Raw genomic sequence first — 22,469 nt, forward strand, 5'->3', positions numbered from 1 at the left:
GACGCAGAGATCCAAGACCGGCCCCACCCCAAGCTCCACTGAGCCGCAGCGAGCGTTAGTGAAACTCCGAGCGGTTGGTGGTCCGGCGGTCCTATCGTCTCGCCATGGATGCAAAGCAGTTGAAACATTCATCCCACAGGTGGATGAATGCCGCGCTGGCGGCCTTCGTTGAGGGACCCGAGAGCTACGACTTCGCCGTTCACCACGCTGGAGTCGCTACGGAACACCTGCTCAAGGCTTACCTCGCTGGGATCCATCCAGCTCTGATCGTCGACGGTCGGCACTTCGACTCGTTGCTCCATGCCACGGGCCTGGGCTCTCACGCAGGCCCACTGACCAAGATCAAGACCATCGGCCTGGCTGAGGCTCATGAGCGGGTGATCAAGCTCCTCCCCAGGAAGATCCCGATCGACAAGAAGGCTCTTGGACCCCTGGCGGACGCCCGCAATGGAGTTGCCCACAGCGCGATACACGACTCTTCGCAAGCCGAAGCAGTGTTCACGGTCTGTCTGCGCTTGGTCGACCCGGTTCTCGAAGAACTAAAAGTTGACCCAAAGGGCTATTGGGGGCCATACCTGGTCTTACATGACAAGCTGGTCGATGAGCAGGTTCGACAGGAACGCGTCGCGGCAGAGGCCCTGCTGGTCAAAGCCCGCTCGGTGTTCGAACAGCGGTTTGGTCACATGTCGGGCAAAGAACGTGAGGTGGTTCTGGCCGCAATCACTAGTCAGCCGGTGATCACCATGAGTAAGGAAGTGCCGAGGGAGTGCCCTGCCTGTGGCTCTCAGGGGTGGGTAGCTGGCGTTGTGAACGTCCAGGGCGTCGTCAACCACACCGTTGTCTACCTCGTCCCTTACGCTTTCCACTGCGCTGCATGTGATCTCGAAATCGAGACCAAGCTGCTCAGGTACTTCGGTGACTTGGACTACGACATGGAACTCTTCGGCGAGGCCCCGTACGACTACCTCAGCGATGAACCGCCGGTGGACGAGGACTTCTACAGAGGCCGATGAGCCTGTCTCACTCATGGCATTCCGCACGTTCTGTTAACCGCAGTTACCAATATCTGCGTCGTCCCCGCGTCTGTAGTGGTGGCTCCGCCATCACCGACGCCACCAACCCCGACGCGCTGTCGTCCCTGCGGCTGCGGAGGCGGAACTGGACCGGCTGGAGGGGCTGCTGGAACTGCCGGGTGGCGCGCCGCGGCTGCTAGCCGGCCGACTGACGGACCGGCTGGTGGAGACCTGCGGCGAGGGCCTGGTCGAGCGCCCGTGTTTGTGGCTGATCGGGCGGGCCCTGGTGCAGTGCCGGGCGTGAACGGACCGGCGGTGCGACGACGGGATCCGCCTGGAAGCCGGGTGGCGGGTGCGAGATGTGCGGCAACGTGATCCGCATCTGACGCGCCCGGCGGGTGAAGGCCGCAGTACAGGTAGGCCGGGAGCTGCCTGGGCTCCTGATCGAGGACGAACGGCGCCGGATCGTCGAGGAGCGGCTACGTGAACAGAGCGCCGCCGAGGCGGAGGATCTCGTGCGGCGACACGAGCGGGCCCGCCACGATCGGCGGGCCGTCGATGTGGCGGGCGGGCAGGTCGGGTCCTGGATGTCCGCCCCCGCGCCGATCGGCCCGTGATTTTGTCGCGCGGGTGCCACTGTGTGCCGGACTGGGTGTCGGCTCGGCTACGGGTTCTTCCACTCGTACCGCGCTGCGGCCGCTGGGGCGCTGGCCTGGCGCACCTGCCTGAGTTGGCCCCGGTCGGCTGTCGGCAGCACCGCCTCCATCGGACAGGCCCAGGACGGCTCCGCTCCTGCAGGCAACGCCGCCAGCCCGGCCAGGACCCGGCTGCCGCGGACAACGGCTGCGGGGGAGTCGGCGCTGCTGGAAGTAGATCCGCAGGCGCTGATGCCTGTTCGCGTGCGCCGCCCACCGGGTCCGGCGTCACTGGCCGGATGCCCGACGAGGTCCTCCGGGCAGCGGCTGGCGACCGCACCGCCGCCGGCCAGGAGGCGTTGGTCTTGTGTCTGGTCCACGTGAAGGCGGCGAACGTCCCGCTGATCATGGCGAACCGGCTGGGGCGACGGCGTTACGGCTGGCCGTGCTGGTCGTTCGGGCTGCTGGCCGGCTCTGCTGTTCGGCCTGCCAGCCGTCGGCGGTATGCCTTCTGGCGGCACGCCGCATCGCAGTAAGCAGAATCCGCACGCCCAGCCGTAACGGTCTCGCCGCAGGCGCCGCAGGAGCGGCCCGACCCCTGCCCCCCATTACGTTTCCGCGTGAGGGAAGTACGGCAGGCGCGTGAGCATGTCACCCCCCGCATTAGCACCTCCGCCCCGCGAACCACGACCAGGCCGCACCCGGCGACACATGGCTGGGGCGGGAGGGCCGCGCCTCGGCCAGCCAGGCCCCACCACTCGACGGACTCAGTCCGTCGCGCGGAAGCCGCCCGGGTCCGGCCTGTATTCGGGTCCGGACATCCCCGCTCGTAGCACGCCTCGCAGATCAAGAGGCGGGCGAATCTCCGGCGGCGGCCCTGCCCGCGGGTGCCGTCGACCACATACGCCGTACCGCCGAAGAGGCTGGTTCCGCACATCACGCAGAACCGAGAAGAACCTTCACGCGTACCCATAACAACTTCTAACGACCAGCACGGCTAGCCGTAACGCCGCCGCCCTGGCCGATCCGCCATGATCAGCGGGACGCTCGCCACCTTCACGTACGGTCGGCCGGGCGCGTGCGGCATGGCTGCCCGCCCTGCACCGCTACGCCCCCGCCTTCGCCGCCGCCCACCATGCCACCCTGGACTGCGTCGGCCTCCCCGCGCCCTGCGCGGGCGCCCCCACACTCGTGACGTAGCGGCCCACACGGCGGCCGCGCCGCCATCCGGTTCGGCCATCCTCAGCGAACCCGCCGTTTTTTGGGGGAGCAGGCGGCCACTGCGGGCCAGGACCCAGTGCCTGCGGTCGGGTCGGTGCCAGGGCCGGACCCGAGAGTCACTCGTCAATCCCCAGATAGGACGGGGATCGCATTACCTCCTCCAAGTGGGAGCTAACGGTTTCCACGCTGATCAACTCAGAAAGCGTCTGCGTAGGCACCGCTTCTGGGTCCCGCAGGATGGCAAGGAAAAGATGCTCGACACCCGCATACGAGTGCCCCATTGCTCGGGCTATAGCTTGAGCGTCTTTCACAATCTGATGAAACCGTGGTGTGGGAACCGGATGATCATCAGCCACAATATGGCCCCCTTCGTAGAGATCTCCGCGGAGCCCGCGAGGTAGGGGCGCCACGGAGACTGCACCCCTCCGGCCTAACAGTCAGCAGGCCCCCTGTGCCGCGACGATGCGTTCACCTCGGGGCTCACGCATCCCTGCAGGGACTTCCATGCCCACTTGTACGCACCTTCATAGTGGTGACGGCCGCAGCGGTACAACGTTCCCCACTTATCGTTTCTTGTCGCACCGTCCAGGTCAGCCAGACACACAGGCAGGCCGTAGCTACTGCAGTCGTAGAAGCCATGGAAACTGTCAAAGCATCGAACCGTCGCCATAGGGCTCACCGACGTCCCGGAACCTTCAGAGGCTGAAGCGGCACTGGTAATGCTGCTTACCAGGAGCGCCGTGCCAGCGAGGGCGCCGAAGCACAATCTTTTGACGGACATACCCAAATACCTCCCCAAACAACTCGCCGCGCAGGGGTGGCCACGCTGTCACGTGCCGACCAAGGCCAGCCAGGTCGGTATCAGCCATTCCGGGATCATCACCAATGCTCTGCGACCACCCGGCACATCTGCCGCAGGCCCAGCAACACTGCACCGGACACGACCCGGGATCCGGCGTCGCATCTAGCCCACGCATCTCACGGAAAGTATCCGATCAAGGGATATGGCACAGCTTCTGACAATGCCGCAGCACTGAGGTCCCTGGCCTCTCCATCGTGCGGCCCGTGGTGCCTGACGCGCCAGCACTGTCTGTTACGACAGCTGAGTGGCTGCCTGGCCGACGTCCGGCTGGATTGCCGGGCGCCGACCGGGGCTGCTCATGCTGCGGTCGCGCCGGGCTCTTCACCGGGGTCAGTGTCCTGCTCTGAGGAAGCCGACGGGGCGCCGTCGTTCCCCGGAGCATCCTCCGTGCGGGTATCGCGCGAGGTATCTGGGGCTGTGGTGGTGCGGTCGTCGAGGGTGATGGTGACGGCCTCGCCGCTGGTGGTGAGGCTGGTCAGGCTCTTCTCGATCCGTTCGTACACCGTGGCGGCGAGTTCCAGGTCGCCGTCGCCGTCGCTGGCGGTGTGCTTGATGGAGTGCAGGCTGATCAGCAGGGCGATCAGGGAGCGGCCGGACAGTGCGGCACGGATCCGTTCGGCTCCCTCGTCGGCGACCTGCGGCGGCACCCGGAAGTGGGGGTGCCGTCCGGCCTGTGCGGTGATGAACTCCCAGATGTCGCGGTGGCACAGCAGGCTGGCGGAGGATACGCGGGCCGCGGTCTTGAGCAGAGCGCTGTGCTCCGCGCTCACCTCGGTGTCCGGGGACGGGGCCGCGGTTGCGGTGGCGGTGTCGGGCCGGGGCCGGAGCTCGTCCACCCCGGCGCGCAGTTCTGCGATTTCGCGCCGCAGAGATGTGAGTGCGGAGCGGGCTTCCGCCAGGGCGGTGCTGAGCTCTTCCTTGATTTCCGCGGCCGCTTCCTGCAGCGGGTCGGGAGCGTCTGGCTGACCGGCGGCCGGAGTGCCGTGGGAACTGCCGGGGGCGGTGAGCGCGGCGAGCACCGGGGCGAGTTCCTCCGTGAGTACCTCACGGACCGCCTGCCGGATCGTGTCCACCGTCGGCGCCGGGCCGGGCGGGGAGTCCTCGTCCGTGGTGCGCTGGGCAGGGATCGCCGTGTGGAGGCCGGTGTCGTCCGGGAGACCACCGGGTTCGGTGACGGTCGCGGCGGTCGCGGAAGCGAACCAGGGCTGGTCGGCCTCGGTGTCGGATGACTTCAGGAAGTCGGGAGAAGGGGCGGCCGGAGCGGGTGGAGATGCGGCCGGCGGGGTGAGGTCCGCGAGCACGATGCGGACCTCCCGCAGTTCGGTACGCAGTTGGGAGACGGCATCACGGACGGCGGTGTGGAGGGATTCTCCGTTGGAGTTCAGCTTGTTGTAGACGTCCCGGAAGTTGGCGCGCATCCGGCCGAGCTCATCGACGACCTCCTTGGTCGCCCTGTCGTGGGCGGTCCGGCCCGCCACGTCCAGCTTCTCGACGCTCTTGTCGAGCGCGTCCCGGATGTTCTTGTCCGTGTGCACGACAGCGGTGTGGAGCATCGTCAGGGTGTTGGTGAGGTCCGGGTTCGGCTGGCGTGCCATCATCCCCCATTTCATTACAGTGTGTAGTAATGCGAGTTCGATGCGTATGTTGCCTCGGGGGGAACTCCTCGGGCGGGTAGATCGACTCAACTGACCAATATATGTCGGTTGTTCTGGCTGAATCCGGCCAGAACGGGCGCCCGGCGCCGCTGTCACCGACTGGGAGGCCAGGCGGCGCCGCCGGGCAGGACTGCGCAAGGAGAGCTCAGGACGTCGGGACGAGGAGGTGAGAGGGCTGGTCACCACCAAGTGGTGACCAGCCCTGTCTTCGCATCTGGCCGTCACTGGGGAGCGGTGCGGATCGTGAAGCGCCAGCGGGGCACCGCCGGGCCCTCGTGCGTGCTCAGGTCAGCCTTCCCGGCGGAAGTCCAGCATGCAGAAGACCTTGTCGTAGCGGTGTTCGCCGACGGCGACGAAGCCGGGCAGACGGCCGTATTCGGTGAAGCCCAGCGACCGGTAGAGGTGCAGGGCATTGGCGTTGTCGCCACGGGCGTCCAGAGTGAGGACCTCGATACCCGGCTCCCGGGCGTCAGCGATCAAGGCAGCGGTCAGCGCCCGGCCGACACCACGACCATGGGCAGCAGCATCTACCGCGATCTTCTCCAGATCGGCGTGTGGCCGATGGGTCGGTCGGGCGTAGCGGAGCCAGTACCCCAATTCGACAAGCCGACGGTCGAGGTAAGCGGCCCGCAAGGCCGCATCCCCGGCCTGCACCGCGGAGACGACGTGGCCGAGAAGTTCCGCCACCTCGTCCCGCGAGGGCGGTTCGACCCAGCCCAGTGCAGCACCTTTACTGACCAGGTCCGCCAGGATCTGGTGGGCCGACTCCGCAAAACCGACCTCCAGCTCCGGATCGGAAGCCAGCTCCATGGCGTCAAGGACGGCGGGCTCAGTGGTCACACCGCTGGTCATGGCCGCATTCATGACCCGCAGCCTAGGCCAGCCCAAGACCCAGCCGGGACCCGGCACTCCAGCCTCGGCGGAAGCCAAGCCGTTGCTGACCCACGCTCCTAGGTGGCAGCGCCACGGCTCCCGCGTTCCACCCGGAGACCGGGCAGCTCGATCTGCGTCCCGGCTCCCCGGCCTACGCCACCCAGCTCCGCCTGATCGCCAGGGTGAACGCCGCAGTCGGCTCCGATGCGGTCCAACCGTGCGGGTCCTGCCCCGGGTGCCACGTCCGCACCCCGGCCTGCACCGGAGGCCTGGGCCGCCGCGCCGGATGTTCCGCAGGAGCCGGTGAGGACGCGCGAGATGGGATCGGCCAGCTTGCGCCAGGCGCTCGGTGGCGCGCCAGACCGTCGCGCCACCGAGCCGTATCGATTCGTCGGTCGGGGAAGCAGTGGAACGGCAGACCGCCGCGATGCGGGCGCTCACCGCCGGGCGTTCCCCGAGCCGGAGGAGGCGGCCCCGATCGAGCAGGCTCGGACCGAGTGCCGCCGCCCAGCCGGCGTCTTCCACGCCGCGGTCGTGCGCCGAGTGCGGCCAGGGGCCAGGACCGCACCGCACGAGCCACACGCTGAGGTGGCCGACGACGCATGAGCGCGGTTGGCCTGGCGCAGGTCCGCCTTCTGGCCGACGTCGCTGGCCCAAGTCCTGTTCGGGCCGGGACAGCTACCGCCACGGTCGCCAGGTAGGGGGGGTGCGGTGCCCGTAGGATCGCCCGGATCGCGGCCGGGGCCTTCGGGGTGAGCTCATCCTCGACGGCGACCGGGAACCCGGGGGGTCTCGACGACGACCAGGTCGGGCCAGTGCACGGCGCGGGCGCGAGCGGGCACTGCCGAGGTCTCACCGCGCCGGGCGCCGACGGCTACCCTCCAGGTCTTCAGGAGCCGTGCAGGATGCGCGGGGGCGGTTGGTCCCGCCCGAGCCTTGGGCCTGGCACGGTCGAGTCGGCGGTGAACTCGCCCATCAACGAAGCTTGTGCGCAGTGACAGCTGGCGGCCGCAGGAGCCGCCCGCTTCGCGGACGCCCGAATTCTCAGGCGCGTGTACGTCTCTGTTGGTCTTCGCGGACCATGAGAAGGACAATCGGGTCGGCGCCGCAGGTGCGGGCGAACCGTTCGAGCAGGGGGCGGCTGGGCAGCTCCGCTCCTGCGAGGTAGCGGTCCAGAGCGTGGGACGACACGCCCACGCTGGCGGCGACTTCATCCTGGGGCATTCGCGCCAGGCGGAGAACGCGCTCCATGATCTGCCCTACGTGCCATCGGGGAGTCGCGAGTCCTTGGTCATGGTCCATGTGAGGTGGCCTTGATCCGAAGTAGAGGTTCAGCTGAGCATGTGCACAGCGCTGTGACGGGCCGGGCCCGTGCACCTGGGCGGCTCGCGGAACCGGGGCCCGGCGGTCGCCCCGTGCCGAGGAGACCGCCGGGACTCGGCTAGCCGTCCTTGAGCATCCGGTAGAGCTGGTAGCCGTGAGAGATCAGGTTCAGCGCTGCCGTGACGCAGTCGAGAGGAGTGGCGGGCGGCTCCTGCAGCGACAGAGCTACGCCAAACATCTGTGCAACCGCGATTAATTGGTCGGTGAGGCAGGTCGGGCGGAGGGCGTTCCCGAGGTGGCTGCTAGCCTCTTTTGCACGGGCGCGCATGCCGCCCATACGGTCAAAAGAGGACGTCATGGACGTATCTCCTTTGGTCGGAGTAAACGCAGGGCCCTGGCGCTACGGCCTCGAAACTGTGCAGCCAGGGTCCTGCGGCTAATCAGGTGATCGGCTGGCTCAGACAGTAGTGCGCACGGCACGCCCTCTCGGCCGGACATCGCGCCCCTAATGCGCCCCCTCCGCGCTACAAGTCACGGGCGAGTGCAGCCACCGCTTTGACAGGCGGGAATCAGTAGGGACGTCCCGCGTTTCCCAGTACCCGGCACATCCCGAAAACCTGACATCACCGCAGGTCAGCGACTTGCTCAACATTCACTGAACATATGACCGATGTATATTCACCTGTTCCTATCCAGCGCCGAGCAGGTCGCCTCCAGGACGACGTGACGGTATGGAAAAAGTTGCCGATCACGTGCACTTGCGCGCGGGCGCACTCCCTTGAACCTCGAATCTCTTGCCCGGCGCGGCATAACCGCCGCGGCGACCGGTGATACTCCTACCGATCGCAGGCATGCAATTGCATGCCTTAACGGGGAAGTTCAGACCACGGAGGTGGCGTGATGGCGCAGCCCAGCACCGCGCGGGTCGGGCGTTACGACGTGAAGTCCGCCTGGAGGAAGAGTTCGTACAGCGACCACAACGGCGACTGCGTCGAGCTGGCCGAGTTGGGGGACGTGGTGTCCTTCCGCGACTCCAAGGACCTCCATGGGCCCGTGGTCTCGGTGGACCGGCGGGCGATGACGACCTTCATCTCGGCTCTGTCGAGCGGCCGGATGGCCGCTGGCCGGCGCTGAGGTGATGATTCGGCCACCTCGCGCCACGTCGAGGTGGCCTCGCCGAACAAGATCACATCAAAGAAGCACGGCGGCTCTGGAACTGGCCCGTGCTGACAGGCCATCATGGAAGGCGTGCAACTGCACGCTTCTGTCGGTCAGTTCAGACCACGGGTGCTCAGTGGCGCGACGACAGAGGGGTGGGTGTCCGAGTGGATGGCGTCGGCAAGAAGGCTGGACTCTCAGACGAGGGGGCAACCGACTTAGGCCAAGATCGACCACACAGCGCCCGCATGTACGACTACTACCTGGGCGGCAAGACCAACTACGCGGTCGACCGCGAAGCGGCCGAGGCCGTCATCCAGCAGTTCCCTCCCATCGTGACGGCGGCCCGCATCAACCGCGCCTACATGCACCGGGCCGTTCACTTTCTCGCCGCGGAGTGCGGCATACGGCAGTTCCTCGACATCGGCACCGGCATCCCTACCGCGCCCAACCTCCATGAGGTGGCGCAAGCGGTGGACGCGCGGTGCAAGGTGGCGTACGTCGACACCGACCCGATCGTCCTGGCGTACGCCGATTCACTCCTCACGAGCGCGCCGGAGGGCGAGACGAGCTACCTGGAAGCCAGCGTCACCGATCCCGAGTCGGTCATCGAGGCCGTCAAGGAGGACGGCTGCATCTCGTTCGACGAGCCCGTGGCCTTGACGCTCCACGCTCTGCTGCACTTCGTCCCCGACGAGCAGGATGCATATGGGGCTGTGGACCGGCTTCTCGACGAGCTCGCGCCGGGTTCGTGTCTCAGCCTGTCGCACTGCACCGGTGACTTCGCCCCGGAGTCCTGGCAGGCCATCGTGGATCTCTACACACAGAGGGGCACCCCGGCGCAGGTGCGTTCCCATGCCGAGGTGCTGCGCTTCTTCGATCGCCTGGACCTGGTCGACCCCGGTCTCGTCGTTGCGCACCGTTGGCGGCCGGTGCCGGCCAGCGGGCCCAGCTTGGTGACGGACGCCGACGCGTCTCTTTACGCAGGTGTCGCCACGAAGAGGTGACTCGCCCTTCTCGCGGCCCCGTGCTGAGCGCTATTGCTTGGCGAGCAGGTCGAGAAGCCGCTGCTTCGTGCGCTTCTTCGACAGGCTGACGTTCCTAAGGCGGTCAAAGCTCTTGCTGCGCTGATCCACCTCGTCCGCTTCCTGGCAGACGAGACCGTTCTCGTGAAGCCCTTCGTAGAGGACCGTGGGGAGCAACTTCTCCTCGAAGTCGAACAACATGGTCTGCCCGATGCCGGTCGGCAGGTTCAGGCGCGACAGCTCCACGAGGTGCAGGCTGAAGCGCGGGTCATCGGCCAGCTCGACGAGGTGGCCGAGCTGGCCCCGCATGACCTCCTTGGACCCGAAGCCCCGGATCAGGGTCACTTCATCAAGGAGGCAGAGGTAGCAAGCCGACTGGGAGGCGAGGAAGCGAGCTTGGCGCTCCAGCCGGAATTGCACCCGCTTCTCGATCTCCTCGTCGGATGCTCCCGGCGGCATCCCGACCCGGATCACGGCGCGCGCGTACTCGGCGGTCTGGAGCATCCCCGGCACACGGTCGCGGTCGTACACCCGGATCAGCTTGGCGCTCTCCTCCAACGTCACCAAGGTGTGCAGCTTCTGCTTGGCCACCCCCCGCCATTCCGGCTCCTGCCACCAGCGGCGCCGGTGGGCGTTGTCCAGGACCTCCAGGAGGTGGGCCTCTTCTTCCGGGGTCGCCCGGTAGACCTGAAGGGCCTTGCGTAAGACATCCGGTCTGCATGGGGTCTCACCCGTCTCGTTGCGACAGATGATGTACTTGGAGACACCCAGTTGAGCGGCCGCTTCCCGCTGGGAGAGCTTCTGCGCTTCGCGGAGCCGCCTCAGCTCACGGCCGACCACCATGTGCTGCGCCTTGGGCACGGCGTTGTGGAGTTGTCGAACCTGCCGTCGAGCCTGCGGTTGGGCTCCCACTTGATCTCCCTGGGTGAACACCGTCGCTGCGGCGCCGGGTTGGACGCGACCACCATCGTGCAGCATGTCCGCGAGTGGTACACAGCAAATCGGATAACCGACTCAATCATGTCCATTTGTTCGCCTTGCAGGGTTGCCCGAGGAAACCGCTGGTGGCAGCACGTCGTGTACACGTGCTGACGGCATATGCCGAGCCTAGCGACTCAGTGAAGTTACCGAGCCCATTCGTGCAACTGCATGGAGTGAGGTCTGATTTGGCCAGCGGCTGGCCCGAACATAGCCCTGGCATGAGGATGCACTGGTACCTCCTCGCCGTTGTGCAGGGATCGCTTCGGTTGGAGGGCCCCGTGCGCCATGCAGTTCGCGGCGGTGGTGGAGAGACAGACCGCCGCGATGCGGGAGTTGCCCCGTATCGCTTCCCCGAGGCCGACTTCGTTGCGACCGACGCGCCGGCCCCGGTCGAGCAGGTTCGCGTCGAGCGCCGCCGCCAGGCCGCCGCCTTCCACGCTGCCGCCCTGCGGCGGGCCCGTGCGGAGCGCGGCGAGGGAGTCCGGGACGGTGGCCGCGGTCCCGCAGACGGCGCAGCTGGGCAGGACTGCGCGTGAGGACGGCCCGGGCGGCCGGGACGAGAAGGGGAGGAGGCCGGTGACCACCACGTAGTGACCGGCCCCGCTGTCCCCGCCTCTGGCTGTCGCTGGGGAGCGGCGCGGGCCAGGATGCCCTCCAGGTCGGCAGCGGCCCGGAGCAGCAGTGCGGACTGCTCGGGATCGGAGTCTGCCGCCTCTCGTCCGGCGTGGAAGCTCAGCAGGGGCACCATGCGCTGCAGGGCGGACCGCAGGCCTGCGATGTGCTGCTCGCAGGTCTCGGCCGGGGGAACGGCCATCAATTCTCCTGCTCTTCACAAGGGGGAGGTGAGGGTGCGGAGTTGGGTGACCAGTGCGGCCTGGGGGAGGGGGATGGTGCCGATCTCGGAGTGGTGCCGGTGGGTGATGTGGGAGTGGATCTGCTCCATGCAGGGCGGGCAGAGCACGGGGACGGTGGAGCGGTCGCCGAACAGGATGGCGGGTTCGAAGTGTCGGCGTACGAGCTGGGTGCGCCAGTAGTCGGCGTCGTGGTACTCGCCGCTGTGGGCGTGTTCGAGGAAGAGGCAGTACTCGGCGACCTGGTGGCCTGCTCCGGCGGCGAAGCGCCACCAGAAGCGGGCGCCGCTGCTGTCGTCGGCGAGGTGGAGCAGGCAGGCGAAGACGAGGGCTCCGGCCTTGTCGGCGTACTGGCTGGTGATGAAGCCGCCGAGGTGCCGGTCGGCGTCGGGGCCGATGGCCAGGAGGCAGACGGCGTTGAGGTCCCACCAGGCGCGGTCGGCGTCCGGGGTGCGCTCGTTGTCGGGCGGGGTCCACTCGGTGCGGGTGAGGGCGGTGTCGCTGGTGCGCTGCCGGGGCGGCCGGTGGCGGGCGGCCTGGCGGGCGCGCAGCCGGTTCTCGGCCGTGGCCATGTCGTAGGCCGCGTAGCGGTTGCGGGTGCGGGCCTTGGCGAGCAGGTCGTCGATGGTGTGGTGGTCGGGCAGCAGCGTCATGAGTGTTTCTTCCCGTTGGGGCGCTCCGGGCAGCGGAGTTTGAGCATGTGGGCGAGGCGTTTGCGGCCGGTTCGGAGCTGGGAGCGGACGGTGGCTTCCTCGTTGCCCATCACAGTGGCGGCTTCGGCGGCGGTGAAGCCCATGCCGTAGTGGAGCAGGATCGCGTCGCGCTGCCGTTCGCTCAGCGAGGCGACGGCGGTGTACAGGGCGATGGCGTCGGTCAGTGCGTCGTAGGGGTCGTCGGCGAGCTGGTCGGCGACGGCAGCCTCGAACGCGGCGGTCTCCATCAGTTCCGGGCGGCGCCGGCGCTTGCGGTGCATGTCGATGATGCGGCGCTTGAGGATCGTCCAGGCGTAGCCCTCCAGGTTCTCCATCTCGAGCATGCGCGGCCAGCAGTCCATGACCGCGTCGAAGGTCAGGTCGACGGCTTCCTCCGCGTCGCCGTCCGAGCCGAGCTGGAGGTAGGCGTAGCGCATGTAGTCGGTGCGGCGTTGCTGGTGGAAGCCCCAGTACGCCATCTGCGCGGTCATGTCCCACTGGTCGATCGGCACGGCGCGGGGTGCTCCCACCGCGCCCCCCGTCTCCTCCGGGCCCGTGTCGCCGCTCACGCGTCCTCCCGCTGGACCTCGGAGGTGCGGGCCGGGGCGCGGCCGCCGGTGAGCTGGGTGATGCCGATACGGACCCCGGCCATGAGGAGCCGGCGGCACCCGCGGACCGTGTCCGGGCCGAACACCCTGAGGGCAAGCGCGATTTCGATCAACCACGCTGCAGCATCGTGCTGCACGTGTCCTCCCCAAATATCTGCGTCGTTCCAGATGCCACGCCCCACCCCCTGAGCATGAGAGGCGACGTCCGCCTCCACCCATGAAGCGCTCCGGGGGGACCCGAACGTGCAGCCTGACCCTGAGGAAAAATAACGCTCAGTATCGGAACGATTGCGTCAAGTTCAATCTGTGACGAATTTCCGGAGGCTCCTCGTGCGCGGCCCGGAGCCGTGGCCGGGCCGCGACGACCGTCCTCACCGGCCTCGTGGGTGGCGGCAGGCTATGCGCGGTGCGCGAGTTCATCAGGGCCGGGCGCGTGCCGGGTGACGTGCGGCTGGCCGATGAAGTCGACGGTGACCGTGTGCCGCAGGACGTCGCCTTCGGCGTCGTAGAAGGTCTGCTCGGTCTCCAGGCAGACCCGGTCGGTGGAGATCCCGAAGTCGCGGGCCTCCTGGCCGTTCACCTGCCGGGTCCGGCTGCCGGTGATGATCCGTACCGTCCCGGGAGGCGGGCTCTGCGGGCAGGCGCCGCGCCGCCGGGCCGCGCGCTCCGCATCTGCCTCGGCTGCGCCCAGGCGCGTAGTGCCGCCCGCTTTGCCCGTGAGCTCGCCGGTGTCCTTCAGCCGACCCAGCACGCGCGAGACGGTGTTCTTGTTGGCCCCGAAGAGGCCGGCCAACTGGGCGACCGGCGGCAGAGCATCACCCGCTCGCAGCCCCTGCTCCCTGATGTAGGCACGCAGCGCCTCCTCGACCGCGTCCGACCTCATCCCCACCCCCGGGTACCAGCCACGTGCACAACTGAGACCGCCAGTATGGCCGGGGCGCCCGCACGCCGCCCGCGACCGCCCTGCCGTGTCCGCCCCGACCGCGGCTGCACTACACCCTGGTTTGCCACGGCGCGCGCGGTCGGCGAGCCGGGCCCGGCACCCGTTTCGGAGCCCACAGCTGCGGTTGGCACCGCAGCGAGCACGCGTGCCGAGAAGGGCCCCGCAGCTCCTCGGCCCGTCCCCTGTGAGACCCACACGTCGTTTCACCAGGTGCGGGCGTCACGCGGTGAGCTTGTGAGGCGTGAGCCAGGGCCTGTCCGGGATGCTGTCCCGGCGACGAGGAATCTCCGAAAGGGTTAAAAGGCTGGGTTAAATTTTTAGGGTAAAGAGTGCTAGGGTGGGGGCACGGAAGGAGATCGACATGGCGTCCGAGGAAGAGCTATTCGCGAACATCGACGCGTTGCTGGAGGAGGAGCCTCAGCTCCCGCCCCCGGCGGAGCGCGCCCGGCTTCGTGAGGCCGCCGGCATCACCCAGGCCCGCCTCGCGCAGGCCCTGAAGTCCACCGTGCAGACGATCAAGAACTACGAGAATGGCCGCTCCGAGCCGAAGTCGCCGCGCCTGGAGGCGTACCAGCGGCTGCTGAAGGGCTGGGCCGAGAAGTACCCGAGGCCCGACGTCTTTCCCCTGGGGCAGTGGGCCACCGATCACAAGCGCGCTGCTCAGACGGAGGCCGGGCCGCGGAGGCTGGCACCGGACCACACTGCGGCCCTGGACGCGGCGGAGCCGACCGTACGGCCTGTGGCCGCATCCGGGCCGGAGACCACCACACCGGCGCCGGCTCCGGCCGCACCCGAGCGCCCCGCCCGCCGGGCCGGACGGGCGGCCACGTCGCGGCGTCCGGCGGCGACGAAGGCCGCCGCACCCGCCGTCGACCCGCGCTTCCCGCACGGCCCGCTCGCCGTCCTGGACGGCGACGGCTCCGCGTACGCGGTGGGCGGCGCCGTGCTGGACTGCCCGGCGACCACGATCCCGGAGCTGGTGGAGTGGACGCTGCGCGAGTCCGGCCTCGGTGCGCCAAAGCTCAACCGCTACGGCAAGGACAGCGACCCGCTGATCGTCCTCACCGCGGCCGCCGCCGTGAAGCTCGGGCTGCCCGAGCGCCTGGAGGGCCACGAGCAGCGCCGCTCCCTGCGCCTGCCCGAGGAGCACCCGGTCGTCAAGCAGGTCGCGAAGGCCAAGTGGCAGCTCACCCAGCGCGGATTCGGCCCGTGGGCGCGGATCTACCGCAAGGCGCAGGGCCGCGACCGCCAGTGCGTGCAGCTGGCGATCCTGTCCTGGGACGCCCTCGATGAGCGGTCCTGGCCCGGCGTCTCCGAGATGGAGCCGGCCGACATCGCCCGCGTCCTCGGCGTGTACGCCCAGCGGGTCATCACCCCGCGCGGCTCCACCGCCGTCTCCGGCCTGGAGCTGATGACCGCGCTGCGCCCGCCGACGAAGCCGGAGCGCGATGAGGAGACGGGCAACTGGATCTCCGCCTACAACCCTGGCTCGCTGGGGACGGAGCCGATGGACCCGGCGCCGCCGGAGGCCACCCCGGAGCATCCGGTCGTCGTTCAGTCGGGCTGGACAGGCGGGTTCCTCAATGAGGAGGCGTACCAGTGGGTGCGGCCGGTTCAGACGCTGTCCGATGAGGAGTGCACGCTGCCGTTCGCGGTCGGCCTCGACCTGAACACGGCGTTCCTCGCCGCCGCGGCCCGCCTGGTCGTCGGCCTCTCCGCCCCGGACCACTTCCACGCCCCGAAGTTCAACCCGAAGATCCCCGGGAGCTGGCTCGCGGACCTGTCCCACATCGAGCTGGACCCGCGCCTGCCCTCGCCGTTCACGCCGGACGGCTCCCGCCCGACGGGCCCGGCCTGGTACCAGACACACACCCTCGCCTACGCCCAGGAGCTCGGGCACGACGTGCACCCGATCGAGGCGTACCTGCGCCGCGAGACCGGCGCCTACCTCGACCCGTGGCACGACCGCCTCAAGAACGCCTACGTCGACACCCTCGCCGACATGGGCGTCACCAAGGACCTGGACGACGCGGCGTTCCTCGCCGCGATGGAGCAGCACAAGCAGAACGACCCGGCCCTGGCCGCCGTCCTGTCCGCCATCAAAGCCACGGTCAAGGGCGGCGTCGGCAAGCTCCGCGAGCGCCCCCAGGGCAAGCACTACAAGGAGGGCGAGACGTGGCCGGCCCTCGCACGGCCGACGTGGCGCCCCGACATCCGGGCCGCCGTCATCAGCAAGGCCCGCGTCAACATGCACCGCAAGCTCAACAACATGGCGAAGATGACCGGGCTGTTCCCGCTCGCCGTGCTCTCCGACTGCGTCGTCTACCCCTCGCCGGGTGAGAGCCCGCTCGACTTCCTCCCGTACGCCGCGTCCGGCAAGCCGCAGCCCGGCGCCTTCCGCCTCGGGCCCACGCCCGGCCTGGCGAAGCTGGAGGGCGTCCAGTCGATGCTGTGGGCGGTCGACCTGATGGAGAAGGGCCTGAACCCGGCCCGCCACATCAAGGGCGGCGACGCCGTCCTGGACGAAGGGGAGTAGGACCGTGGGGGACATCGACGACGCGATCGAGCGGGCCGACCGCGAGGCGTTCACCAAGGACCCGCCCAAGACTCTCAAGGGCCAGATCGGGTTCCTGCTCAAGCAGTTCGGCAGCGCGAAGGCCGTCGCGGCGGAGCTCGGGGTCACCGCCGACTCCGTCAACCGCTACCGGCGCGGTGCCCGCAAGCACGCCCGCGCCGACGTCGCCGCGAAGATCGACGACGCGGTGAAGGCCCGCTGGCAGCCGCTGGTGCGCAAGCGCCGGCAGAAGCAGGCCGCCACCACGGGCGGGATCACGGTGGAGACGCGGGCCCGGTTCGGCTACACGTCGTCCGCCGGATCGACCGACGACGGACGGTTCCGCCGCCTCACGGTGCACCTCCCCGCGACGTACGCGCAGCAGCTGTTCGACGCTCGCGACACGGGGGCCAGCGACCAGGAGATGCGCGGGATCATCGCCGAAGGGTTCAAGGAAGTGTATTTTCAGGATGGCGGCGGTCGCGCTATGGGACTGTCGGACGTGGAAATCAACGACATCGACTACCTGGATCTCGACTACTAAATTCGGAGCCCTTTATAGCGAGCATCAGCTACCCGACCACAGCCCATCGACCGCGACAAGAGCCCGCTGTTCGACGCCGACCACGACCCGGTCCGGGTCGCCGACGCGCTGCGCCGCAGCCCGCACTTCGCGGCCGCGGACGCCGACCCGGGCGGCGACATGGTGTGGTTCACCACCGAGGCCAGCATGAACTTCACGCTGACCTTCAAGGAGGCGGAACCCACCGAGGACGACCTGCTGCCCGAGCCGGTGCTCACCGAGGCCATCGCCGCGGCGATCCTCAACCACCCGGGTTTCGTCGTCGCGGACGCGGACTCGCCGCGCGAGGACACCATCACCATCCAGTCCCGCAACCAGGTGCGCCACCTCTTGGTCCTGGACGTCGACCGCGGCAACGCCCTCGCCCCGGAGGACCTGTCCACCCGGGCCGTCGACGTCGCCCTCGCCGCCGACAAGCTGCTCACCAGCGACCCGAGCGACTCGGAGCGCGCCACGGCCGAACTCCTCAACTACGTGGCCGCCACCTGGGACAAGCAGGACCGCCCGCTGCGCGAGCACGCCCAGGCCGTCGCCCGCGCCCTGACTCGGTAGAAGGGGATCCGCCCATGACCGCATCCACGGCCACCCGGGGCGCGTACGGTGAGGTGACAACCGGCCGGGAGGACCAGATGAGCGCGCAGCCCGACCACGCACCCGTCACCGCCTACGCCCCCGCGCCCGGGGCACCGGCCGAACTCCTCGCCCAGCTGCGCGCCGACAAGCGCGCGGACCGCTGGGTGCCAGCCTTCGAGCGCGAGTGGACCGCCGCCCTCGAGGAATCCCGCCGCAGCTTCTCCCTGGCCGGGCTCTACGAGGTCGTCCAGGACTGGCAGGGCCGCATCGCGCACGCCCCGGCCGTCGACGCCTTCGTCGCCTCCGGCTACGACGACAGCGACGCCGTCGACCTGGCGGAGCTCCGCCGACGTCGCGGGTGAGCCCGTCGCCGTACGCGGTCCGCGTCTCCGCCCCGGCCGCCAAGGTCCTCGACGCGCTGCCCGAGCACGCGGTGGACACCGTGTGGGACATCCTCGCCGCGGCCGCCGCCGATCCTTTCGGCTTCCGGCAGTTCGACACCGACGACGACGAGGGCGAGGACGTCCGCTACGCGGCCGTCGGCCAGCTCTCCGTCACCTACTGGATCAACCGGACAGCCTGACGGTCCTGAACATCGTCTGGCTCGGGTAGCCACCCGTGACAACGGCCCGGCCCCGGCATTGCAGCTGCCGGGGCCGGGCCGTTGCGCATCGTAGCCACCGCCGTATCCAGCCGTTGCCACCCGGTGGCAACGGCGGCTGTCACCAGGCGCCGCGCGGGCGGTCGGCACCGAGCTGCACCTCGCGCCGGCACTCCGGGCACTCCGGCAGTCCCTCCATCCGGTGCGGCTTGTCGTCCTTCCCCCAGCTGAACCCGCACAGCGCCTTGTGCGTGAAGCCGCGGAAGGATTCGTCCTTGGTGGCGTGCGAGCCGTAGCCCGGCACCAGCCAGGTGAACGTCGCCTCCCCGTCGTACGGGGCGCCGTTCGGCCACTCGTAGGCCGCCTCGGTCGTAGTGCACCGCAGCCGCACATCCGGCCCCGTCCAGCGTTTGCCGTACCGAAGTTCCGAGCTGGCGTCGACCGCGTCCGCGAGGCGCTCGAAGGACAGGTCGAAGTCTGCATGTGCTTCCACCGGCCGGCCCGCTGCTCACGCATCAACGAACGGAACATCAGCAGCAGCCGCACCAGGTCGTGCTGATCGAACCGGACCGTGTTCGTCTCCGCGTCGAACCCGTACGTCGGGTCGTGGGGCTTCTTCGGCATCGGTCCTCGCTCGCGTCGCTCCAGCGGCCAGCACCCGCCACAGGGCGGCCAGGTGCTCAACGACCCGGATCCGCCGGGGCCACGCCGACCTACGCCGTCCGTGCGCCGGCCGAACCGCGGCTCAGGCTGGCGGCGGCGTGGCGCCGGGCAGCTCCCCGGCGAACTCCCACCACTGCTCGATGGTCCACACGGCGACGCTGGAGCGGTCGGTGGACATCCGCAGCCACACCTCCTCGCCGCCGGGCAGGAGCGCCACCTCCAGGTGCGCCTCCTCCCACGTGTCCATCGGGTACATCCACTCCAGGCCGTCGTTCGGCCAGGACCGCATCGCCACCGTGCGCACGCTCAGCGCCGCGGCGAAGGCGTCCAGCGCCGCCTTGGGTATCCGTACCTCCGCCGGCTGCCGCTCGATCCCCGACGCCGGACCCCCTCCGCCTCGTGCGGCGGGCCCGCGCCCGCCGTCGCGGATCAGCGTGACAGACCCGCGCCCCGCACGGTGTCACGCTGTGAGGCTAGGAGGCTCACAGGTTGTTTTCCCAGATGGGCGGAGTGATCTGTGAGGCTGTGAGGTGGAGCTCGCGCCCGTGCTCCCGCACGCCCTGGTGGTGCCCGTCGGCGCGGAGGACGATGGAGTCGTGGGCGAGCACACCGAGGACCAGGAGCACGGCGTCGAACCGGCGCGGTCGCCGCTGACCGTGGCCCGCGCCCGGGAGATGACGGCCGGGCTGCGGGAGGCGATGGACGACGTCCGGCGCTCCGTGGCGGTGCTCGCCGCCCGGTCCGCGACGCGCACGCCGCCCGCGTCTGGGTGCCGCTCGGGCACAGCAGCTGGGAGTCGTACTGCCGGGCGGAGTTCGGCATCAGCCGCGCCCAGGCGTACCGGCTCCTCGATGTCGCCCGCGCGCTTGCCGCGATCCACGGCGCGGTCGCCGCTGGCCCCGAGACGTCTCGCACGCGAGACACCGACCCGGGCGCCGCGGCCGCGCTCGACTACGGCCTGTCCCAGCGGGCTCTGATCGGCGTCTCCGGCCGTACGGACGCCGTCGCGGAGACATCCCCGCCGACTCGTCGCGCTCGCCCACAGCGGCCTTCAGGCCCTCGATGAGGCCACGGTGCGCGCCGTGGTCCGCCAGGCCGTACGCGGCATCCGCACCGCGCCGCCCCCGGCGCCCGTCGATCCGTCAGCGGACCGGCCGTCGCCGCGCTGCGTGCCGTCGTCGACGACCTGGTCGCGTGCTCGGACCAGCTCGGGGAGCTGATGCTCGAAGTCGCCCCCGCGTACCTGTCCGACACCGAGGCCGCCGATCTCCTGGCGCTTCTGTGCGACGAGATCGGGGAGACGGTGGAGAACGGACTCGCTGCCCGCCGCTACGCCCTGACGGGGGATCGCCGGGCCCTGGCCGGGACTCTGCTGTAGTCGCTGCTGCTCGTGGTCCTGGTCGTCCTCGTGGTCTGCTGCCCGGCGGGTGCAGCGCAGCATTTGCATGGGCCGGGCGGGACAAGGGTGCTGCTCGTACAGCAGGCCAGAAGATGTATGCACCGGTTGCATGCAGCACGGCGCCGGACAGCGCGCTGCGGGGGCCGGCCAGCGCGCTGCAGCACGGCGGCCGGGAACGACGACGGCGCCCTCCCGGTGGGGTGGGCGCCGTGGCGGTGGCGGGGCAGGAGCTGCGGATCATCCGGCCAGTCGCAGGGTGGGCGGTGCGTCGGGCAGCGGGGCGTCCTCGCCACCGTCGGGGTCCGGGTCGAAGTCCGTCCCAATGCGGGCGTCGCGGGCGCGCGGCGGGCGGATGTCGCCGGTCGGGAAGTTCAGCGGCCACACGAACGTGTCGGGGGCCTTGAGGTGGTTGACCATGTGGCTCAGCGACTCGTAGCCGGCCAGCAGCGGGTGGATGAGGACCTCACCGCGGCGCTGCCGCTCGCTGATGATGCCCTTGTCGCGCAGCTGGCTGATGGCCCGGGAGACCACGGACTGGGTCAGCCCGAGGCGCTCGGCTAGCTCCTGCTGGCGGATCTTGACCAGGCCGCCCGGCTCCTGGCGGGAGGTGAGCACGTCGAAGACGTCGCGGGCCGTGGGGGACAGGCAGGCGTTCGGCAGGACCTCGAAGATCTCCGGGTTGTGGAAACCAGGGATGGAAGCGGAGCTCATCGCGTGGCCTCGTTCCTCACAGTCGGGATGGTGATCTCGTGGGCGACCAGGGTCTTCTTGAGCGACTTCACCAGGCGCAGCTGCTTCTCGCTGCCCCACCGGTAAGCGTAGAGCGGGTTGAGGCGGTACACCCCGCGCCGTTCTCGCCAGGTGAAGTTGTGGTGGCTCAGCTGGCTGACGGCGCGGGAGATCTTCGACTGGGAGCAGCCGTACTTCTTCGCCAGGCCGATCTGGGTCATCTCCACCAGGCCCTGCTGGTCGTGGTGCGTCTTGAGGTAGTCCAGGACGTTGCGCGACATCGCGCTCAGATCGAACTTCCACAGGTTGTCCTCGATCACCTGGGACATGCTCAGGTGTCCCTTGCCGTAGAAGACGTACGGCTTAACCGGGTCCTTCGTCGTGAAGGTACCGCCCCGCTTGGCCAGCCTGTCCAGGCTCTTCACCAGCTGCTGGGCCGACTCCATGCCGTTGACGGCATCGGTGGGCGGCGGGACGGGGGCCAGCCGCGACGCGGGCGCCGGCGCCTCCGCGCTGCGCCTCAAGGGCTGGGCCACGGGCTCTCCTTCTCCATGATCGTTGAGGCTGCATAACATAGCAGATCTGCGATGTTATGCAGGAGATCTATGCACGCGGCGGGCGTGTCTCTGGACAGGAACGGTCTATTCACCTACGTGCATGCAACTCGCCTCCGTTGGGCGTGATCCATTCACTCAGGCTGCATATATCTCGCGCGTTTTCGCAGGTCAGAGGCTCGCACCTATCTGATCTTTAGAGGCACGCCTCCTACGGCCCGCGCTGCGCCCCTCCAGCCGCTCCATGCGGCGGCGAGGATGTGGTCGGGTGGGGAAGGCCCCTGATCCATCCGCCAGCGCCCGCCAGCTGCTGCGCCGCACCCGGACCGGGCCCCGCCGTGCGGCCTGGCGGCCGAACGGCTCGCGTACCTCCGCACGCCGAATTCCGGCATTCCCATATAGGGCCTCCGTTCTATGGCTAGGGCATCCAGGGCCGTGTAATTCGAATTCATTCGGTGAGTTTATGGCCGGGGCCATGGGTGGCGCGGCTGAAGTCCAAACGTTACACAGCAACTGTCTATGATGCATCACTCTGGCAGCGCGTTCCATCTCCAGGCTGATGCGTGACGTAAACAGTCCTTCCATAACAGGTTGCCGTGTATGTTAACAGGGTATTGGTGAACGTGAACGGCCGGTTTCAAGAGTCGGGGATGGGTTCGGGTGGAGCGCAGCGGAGCCCATCACTGCGGTGGGGCCGACACCCGATCGGGCCGACAGCCCGTCACTTCCGTTATGGGGGTAGTGGCTGGGTTCCCAAACCCTACACAGGCCCACACGTGATGCACCTCCCCCTCGTAGCCAGCCCCGGTGATCGCGCTTGCGCGGTCGCCTCCAATTCGCGCTTGCGCGAATTGCATTCCGTTCTGAATTCCGCTTGCGGAATTCCATTCCCGCGCTTGCGCGGGAATTAGGCGGAGCGCCAGCGGAGCCGTCACTACCGCGCGGCTTGCCGCGCGGTATCCCGCTCCGCGGG

The 22,469-nt window shown here is 69.0% G+C and carries 25 protein-coding genes; 10 read left to right on the forward strand and 15 right to left on the reverse strand.

The features are described from left to right. The first annotated feature begins 104 nt into the window (after positions 1-104). From B086_RS0126715 to B086_RS0126730, 3 genes are all read left to right on the forward strand, one after another. Positions 105-1,013 carry a hypothetical protein gene (locus tag B086_RS0126715; RefSeq protein WP_026252799.1) on the forward strand — a complete coding sequence of 303 codons (909 nt, stop codon included), beginning with the start codon at positions 105-107 and terminating at the stop codon, positions 1,011-1,013. Between the two features lie 398 nt (positions 1,014-1,411). Next, a complete protein-coding gene (locus B086_RS0126725) occupies positions 1,412-1,630 on the forward strand; it encodes a hypothetical protein (RefSeq protein ID WP_018569504.1) in 219 nt (72 codons plus the stop codon). 317 nt (positions 1,631-1,947) lie between these two features. Continuing rightward, entirely contained in the window at positions 1,948-2,184 is a 237-nt protein-coding gene (locus tag B086_RS0126730) for a hypothetical protein (protein ID WP_018569505.1), read from the forward strand. Between the two features lie 801 nt (positions 2,185-2,985). Here B086_RS0126730 and B086_RS46285 read toward each other — a convergent pair. The 5 genes from B086_RS46285 to B086_RS0126765 all read right to left on the reverse strand — a co-directional run bounded on the left by B086_RS46285 (position 2,986) and on the right by B086_RS0126765 (position 7,940). Then, a complete protein-coding gene (locus B086_RS46285; RefSeq protein WP_420712573.1) occupies positions 2,986-3,279 on the reverse strand; it encodes a Clp protease N-terminal domain-containing protein in 294 nt (97 codons plus the stop codon). Between the two features lie 748 nt (positions 3,280-4,027). Further along, the gene (locus B086_RS45675; protein WP_234029380.1) at positions 4,028-5,326 is read right to left on the reverse strand and encodes a hypothetical protein; all 1,299 of its coding nucleotides are present in this window, start codon (positions 5,324-5,326) and stop codon (positions 4,028-4,030) included. A gap of 348 nt (positions 5,327-5,674) precedes the next feature. Then, entirely contained in the window at positions 5,675-6,238 is a 564-nt protein-coding gene (locus B086_RS0126755) for a GNAT family N-acetyltransferase (protein WP_018569509.1), read from the reverse strand. 1,065 nt (positions 6,239-7,303) lie between these two features. Continuing rightward, a complete protein-coding gene (locus tag B086_RS0126760; RefSeq protein WP_324604699.1) occupies positions 7,304-7,561 on the reverse strand; it encodes a helix-turn-helix transcriptional regulator in 258 nt (85 codons plus the stop codon). A gap of 139 nt (positions 7,562-7,700) precedes the next feature. Continuing rightward, positions 7,701-7,940 carry a hypothetical protein gene (locus tag B086_RS0126765; protein ID WP_018569511.1) on the reverse strand — a complete coding sequence of 80 codons (240 nt, stop codon included), beginning with the start codon at positions 7,938-7,940 and terminating at the stop codon, positions 7,701-7,703. Between the two features lie 542 nt (positions 7,941-8,482). Here B086_RS0126765 and B086_RS0126770 point away from each other — a divergent pair. Together B086_RS0126770 and B086_RS0126775 are read left to right on the forward strand one after the other, a co-directional pair. Further along, the gene (locus tag B086_RS0126770; protein ID WP_037873982.1) at positions 8,483-8,716 is read left to right on the forward strand and encodes a DUF397 domain-containing protein; all 234 of its coding nucleotides are present in this window, start codon (positions 8,483-8,485) and stop codon (positions 8,714-8,716) included. A 191-nt stretch (positions 8,717-8,907) separates the two neighbouring features. Beyond that, on the forward strand, positions 8,908-9,747 hold the full coding sequence (locus B086_RS0126775) for an SAM-dependent methyltransferase (RefSeq protein ID WP_026252802.1): 840 nt from the start codon (positions 8,908-8,910) through the stop codon (positions 9,745-9,747). A 30-nt stretch (positions 9,748-9,777) separates the two neighbouring features. Here the strand turns inward: B086_RS0126775 and B086_RS0126780 are convergent, their stop codons facing one another. The 5 genes from B086_RS0126780 to B086_RS0126805 form a co-directional block, all read right to left on the reverse strand. Then, a complete protein-coding gene (locus B086_RS0126780) occupies positions 9,778-10,743 on the reverse strand; it encodes a helix-turn-helix domain-containing protein (protein WP_234029383.1) in 966 nt (321 codons plus the stop codon). 832 nt (positions 10,744-11,575) lie between these two features. After that, entirely contained in the window at positions 11,576-12,250 is a 675-nt protein-coding gene (locus tag B086_RS0126790; protein ID WP_026252804.1) for a hypothetical protein, read from the reverse strand. Then, positions 12,247-12,858, reverse strand: coding sequence for an RNA polymerase sigma factor (locus B086_RS0126795; protein WP_018569516.1), 612 nt, complete (start codon positions 12,856-12,858; stop codon positions 12,247-12,249). Before B086_RS0126795 ends, B086_RS0126790 begins: the two co-directional genes overlap by 4 nt. Then, complete coding sequence (locus tag B086_RS0126800; protein ID WP_158690425.1) at positions 12,855-13,010, reverse strand: hypothetical protein; 156 nt, start codon at positions 13,008-13,010, stop codon at positions 12,855-12,857. Before B086_RS0126800 ends, B086_RS0126795 begins: the two co-directional genes overlap by 4 nt. Before the next feature lie 284 nt (positions 13,011-13,294). After that, entirely contained in the window at positions 13,295-13,780 is a 486-nt protein-coding gene (locus B086_RS0126805) for a GntR family transcriptional regulator (protein WP_018569518.1), read from the reverse strand. A gap of 421 nt (positions 13,781-14,201) precedes the next feature. Between B086_RS0126805 and tap the strand changes: the two genes are divergently transcribed. The 5 genes from tap (at position 14,202) to B086_RS40880 (ending at position 18,133) form a co-directional block, all read left to right on the forward strand. After that, the gene (gene tap, locus B086_RS0126810; RefSeq protein ID WP_018569519.1) at positions 14,202-16,376 is read left to right on the forward strand and encodes a telomere-associated protein Tap; all 2,175 of its coding nucleotides are present in this window, start codon (positions 14,202-14,204) and stop codon (positions 16,374-16,376) included. Between the two features lie 4 nt (positions 16,377-16,380). Continuing rightward, positions 16,381-16,938 carry a telomere-protecting terminal protein Tpg gene (tpg, locus tag B086_RS0126815; protein WP_018569520.1) on the forward strand — a complete coding sequence of 186 codons (558 nt, stop codon included), beginning with the start codon at positions 16,381-16,383 and terminating at the stop codon, positions 16,936-16,938. Between the two features lie 159 nt (positions 16,939-17,097). Next, complete coding sequence (locus tag B086_RS0126820) at positions 17,098-17,529, forward strand: hypothetical protein (protein ID WP_018569521.1); 432 nt, start codon at positions 17,098-17,100, stop codon at positions 17,527-17,529. 77 nt (positions 17,530-17,606) lie between these two features. After that, entirely contained in the window at positions 17,607-17,912 is a 306-nt protein-coding gene (locus tag B086_RS0126825; protein ID WP_026252805.1) for a DUF6247 family protein, read from the forward strand. After that, the gene (locus B086_RS40880) at positions 17,909-18,133 is read left to right on the forward strand and encodes a hypothetical protein (protein ID WP_018569523.1); all 225 of its coding nucleotides are present in this window, start codon (positions 17,909-17,911) and stop codon (positions 18,131-18,133) included. Before B086_RS0126825 ends, B086_RS40880 begins: the two co-directional genes overlap by 4 nt. 139 nt (positions 18,134-18,272) lie before the next feature. Here B086_RS40880 and B086_RS0126835 read toward each other — a convergent pair whose 3' ends face one another. The 5 genes from B086_RS0126835 to B086_RS0126860 form a co-directional block, all read right to left on the reverse strand. Then, positions 18,273-18,644: a hypothetical protein gene (locus tag B086_RS0126835; RefSeq protein ID WP_018569524.1), complete on the reverse strand. Its 372-nt coding sequence runs from the start codon at positions 18,642-18,644 to the stop codon at positions 18,273-18,275. Between the two features lie 252 nt (positions 18,645-18,896). Beyond that, positions 18,897-19,109 carry a hypothetical protein gene (locus B086_RS40885; RefSeq protein ID WP_234029384.1) on the reverse strand — a complete coding sequence of 71 codons (213 nt, stop codon included), beginning with the start codon at positions 19,107-19,109 and terminating at the stop codon, positions 18,897-18,899. 756 nt (positions 19,110-19,865) lie between these two features. Continuing rightward, positions 19,866-20,261 carry a hypothetical protein gene (locus B086_RS44735; RefSeq protein ID WP_018569527.1) on the reverse strand — a complete coding sequence of 132 codons (396 nt, stop codon included), beginning with the start codon at positions 20,259-20,261 and terminating at the stop codon, positions 19,866-19,868. A 189-nt stretch (positions 20,262-20,450) separates the two neighbouring features. Continuing rightward, positions 20,451-20,924: a helix-turn-helix transcriptional regulator gene (locus tag B086_RS0126855; protein ID WP_018569528.1), complete on the reverse strand. Its 474-nt coding sequence runs from the start codon at positions 20,922-20,924 to the stop codon at positions 20,451-20,453. Beyond that, complete coding sequence (locus B086_RS0126860) at positions 20,921-21,478, reverse strand: replication/maintenance protein RepL (RefSeq protein ID WP_018569529.1); 558 nt, start codon at positions 21,476-21,478, stop codon at positions 20,921-20,923. The genes B086_RS0126855 and B086_RS0126860 overlap by 4 nt, the downstream gene beginning before the upstream one ends. Positions 21,479-22,469: the final 991 nt, after the last annotated feature.

Origin of the sequence: Streptomyces sp. PsTaAH-124 (genome assembly GCF_000373685.1) — a bacterium.
Lineage (GTDB): Bacteria > Actinomycetota > Actinomycetes > Streptomycetales > Streptomycetaceae > Streptomyces > Streptomyces andamanensis.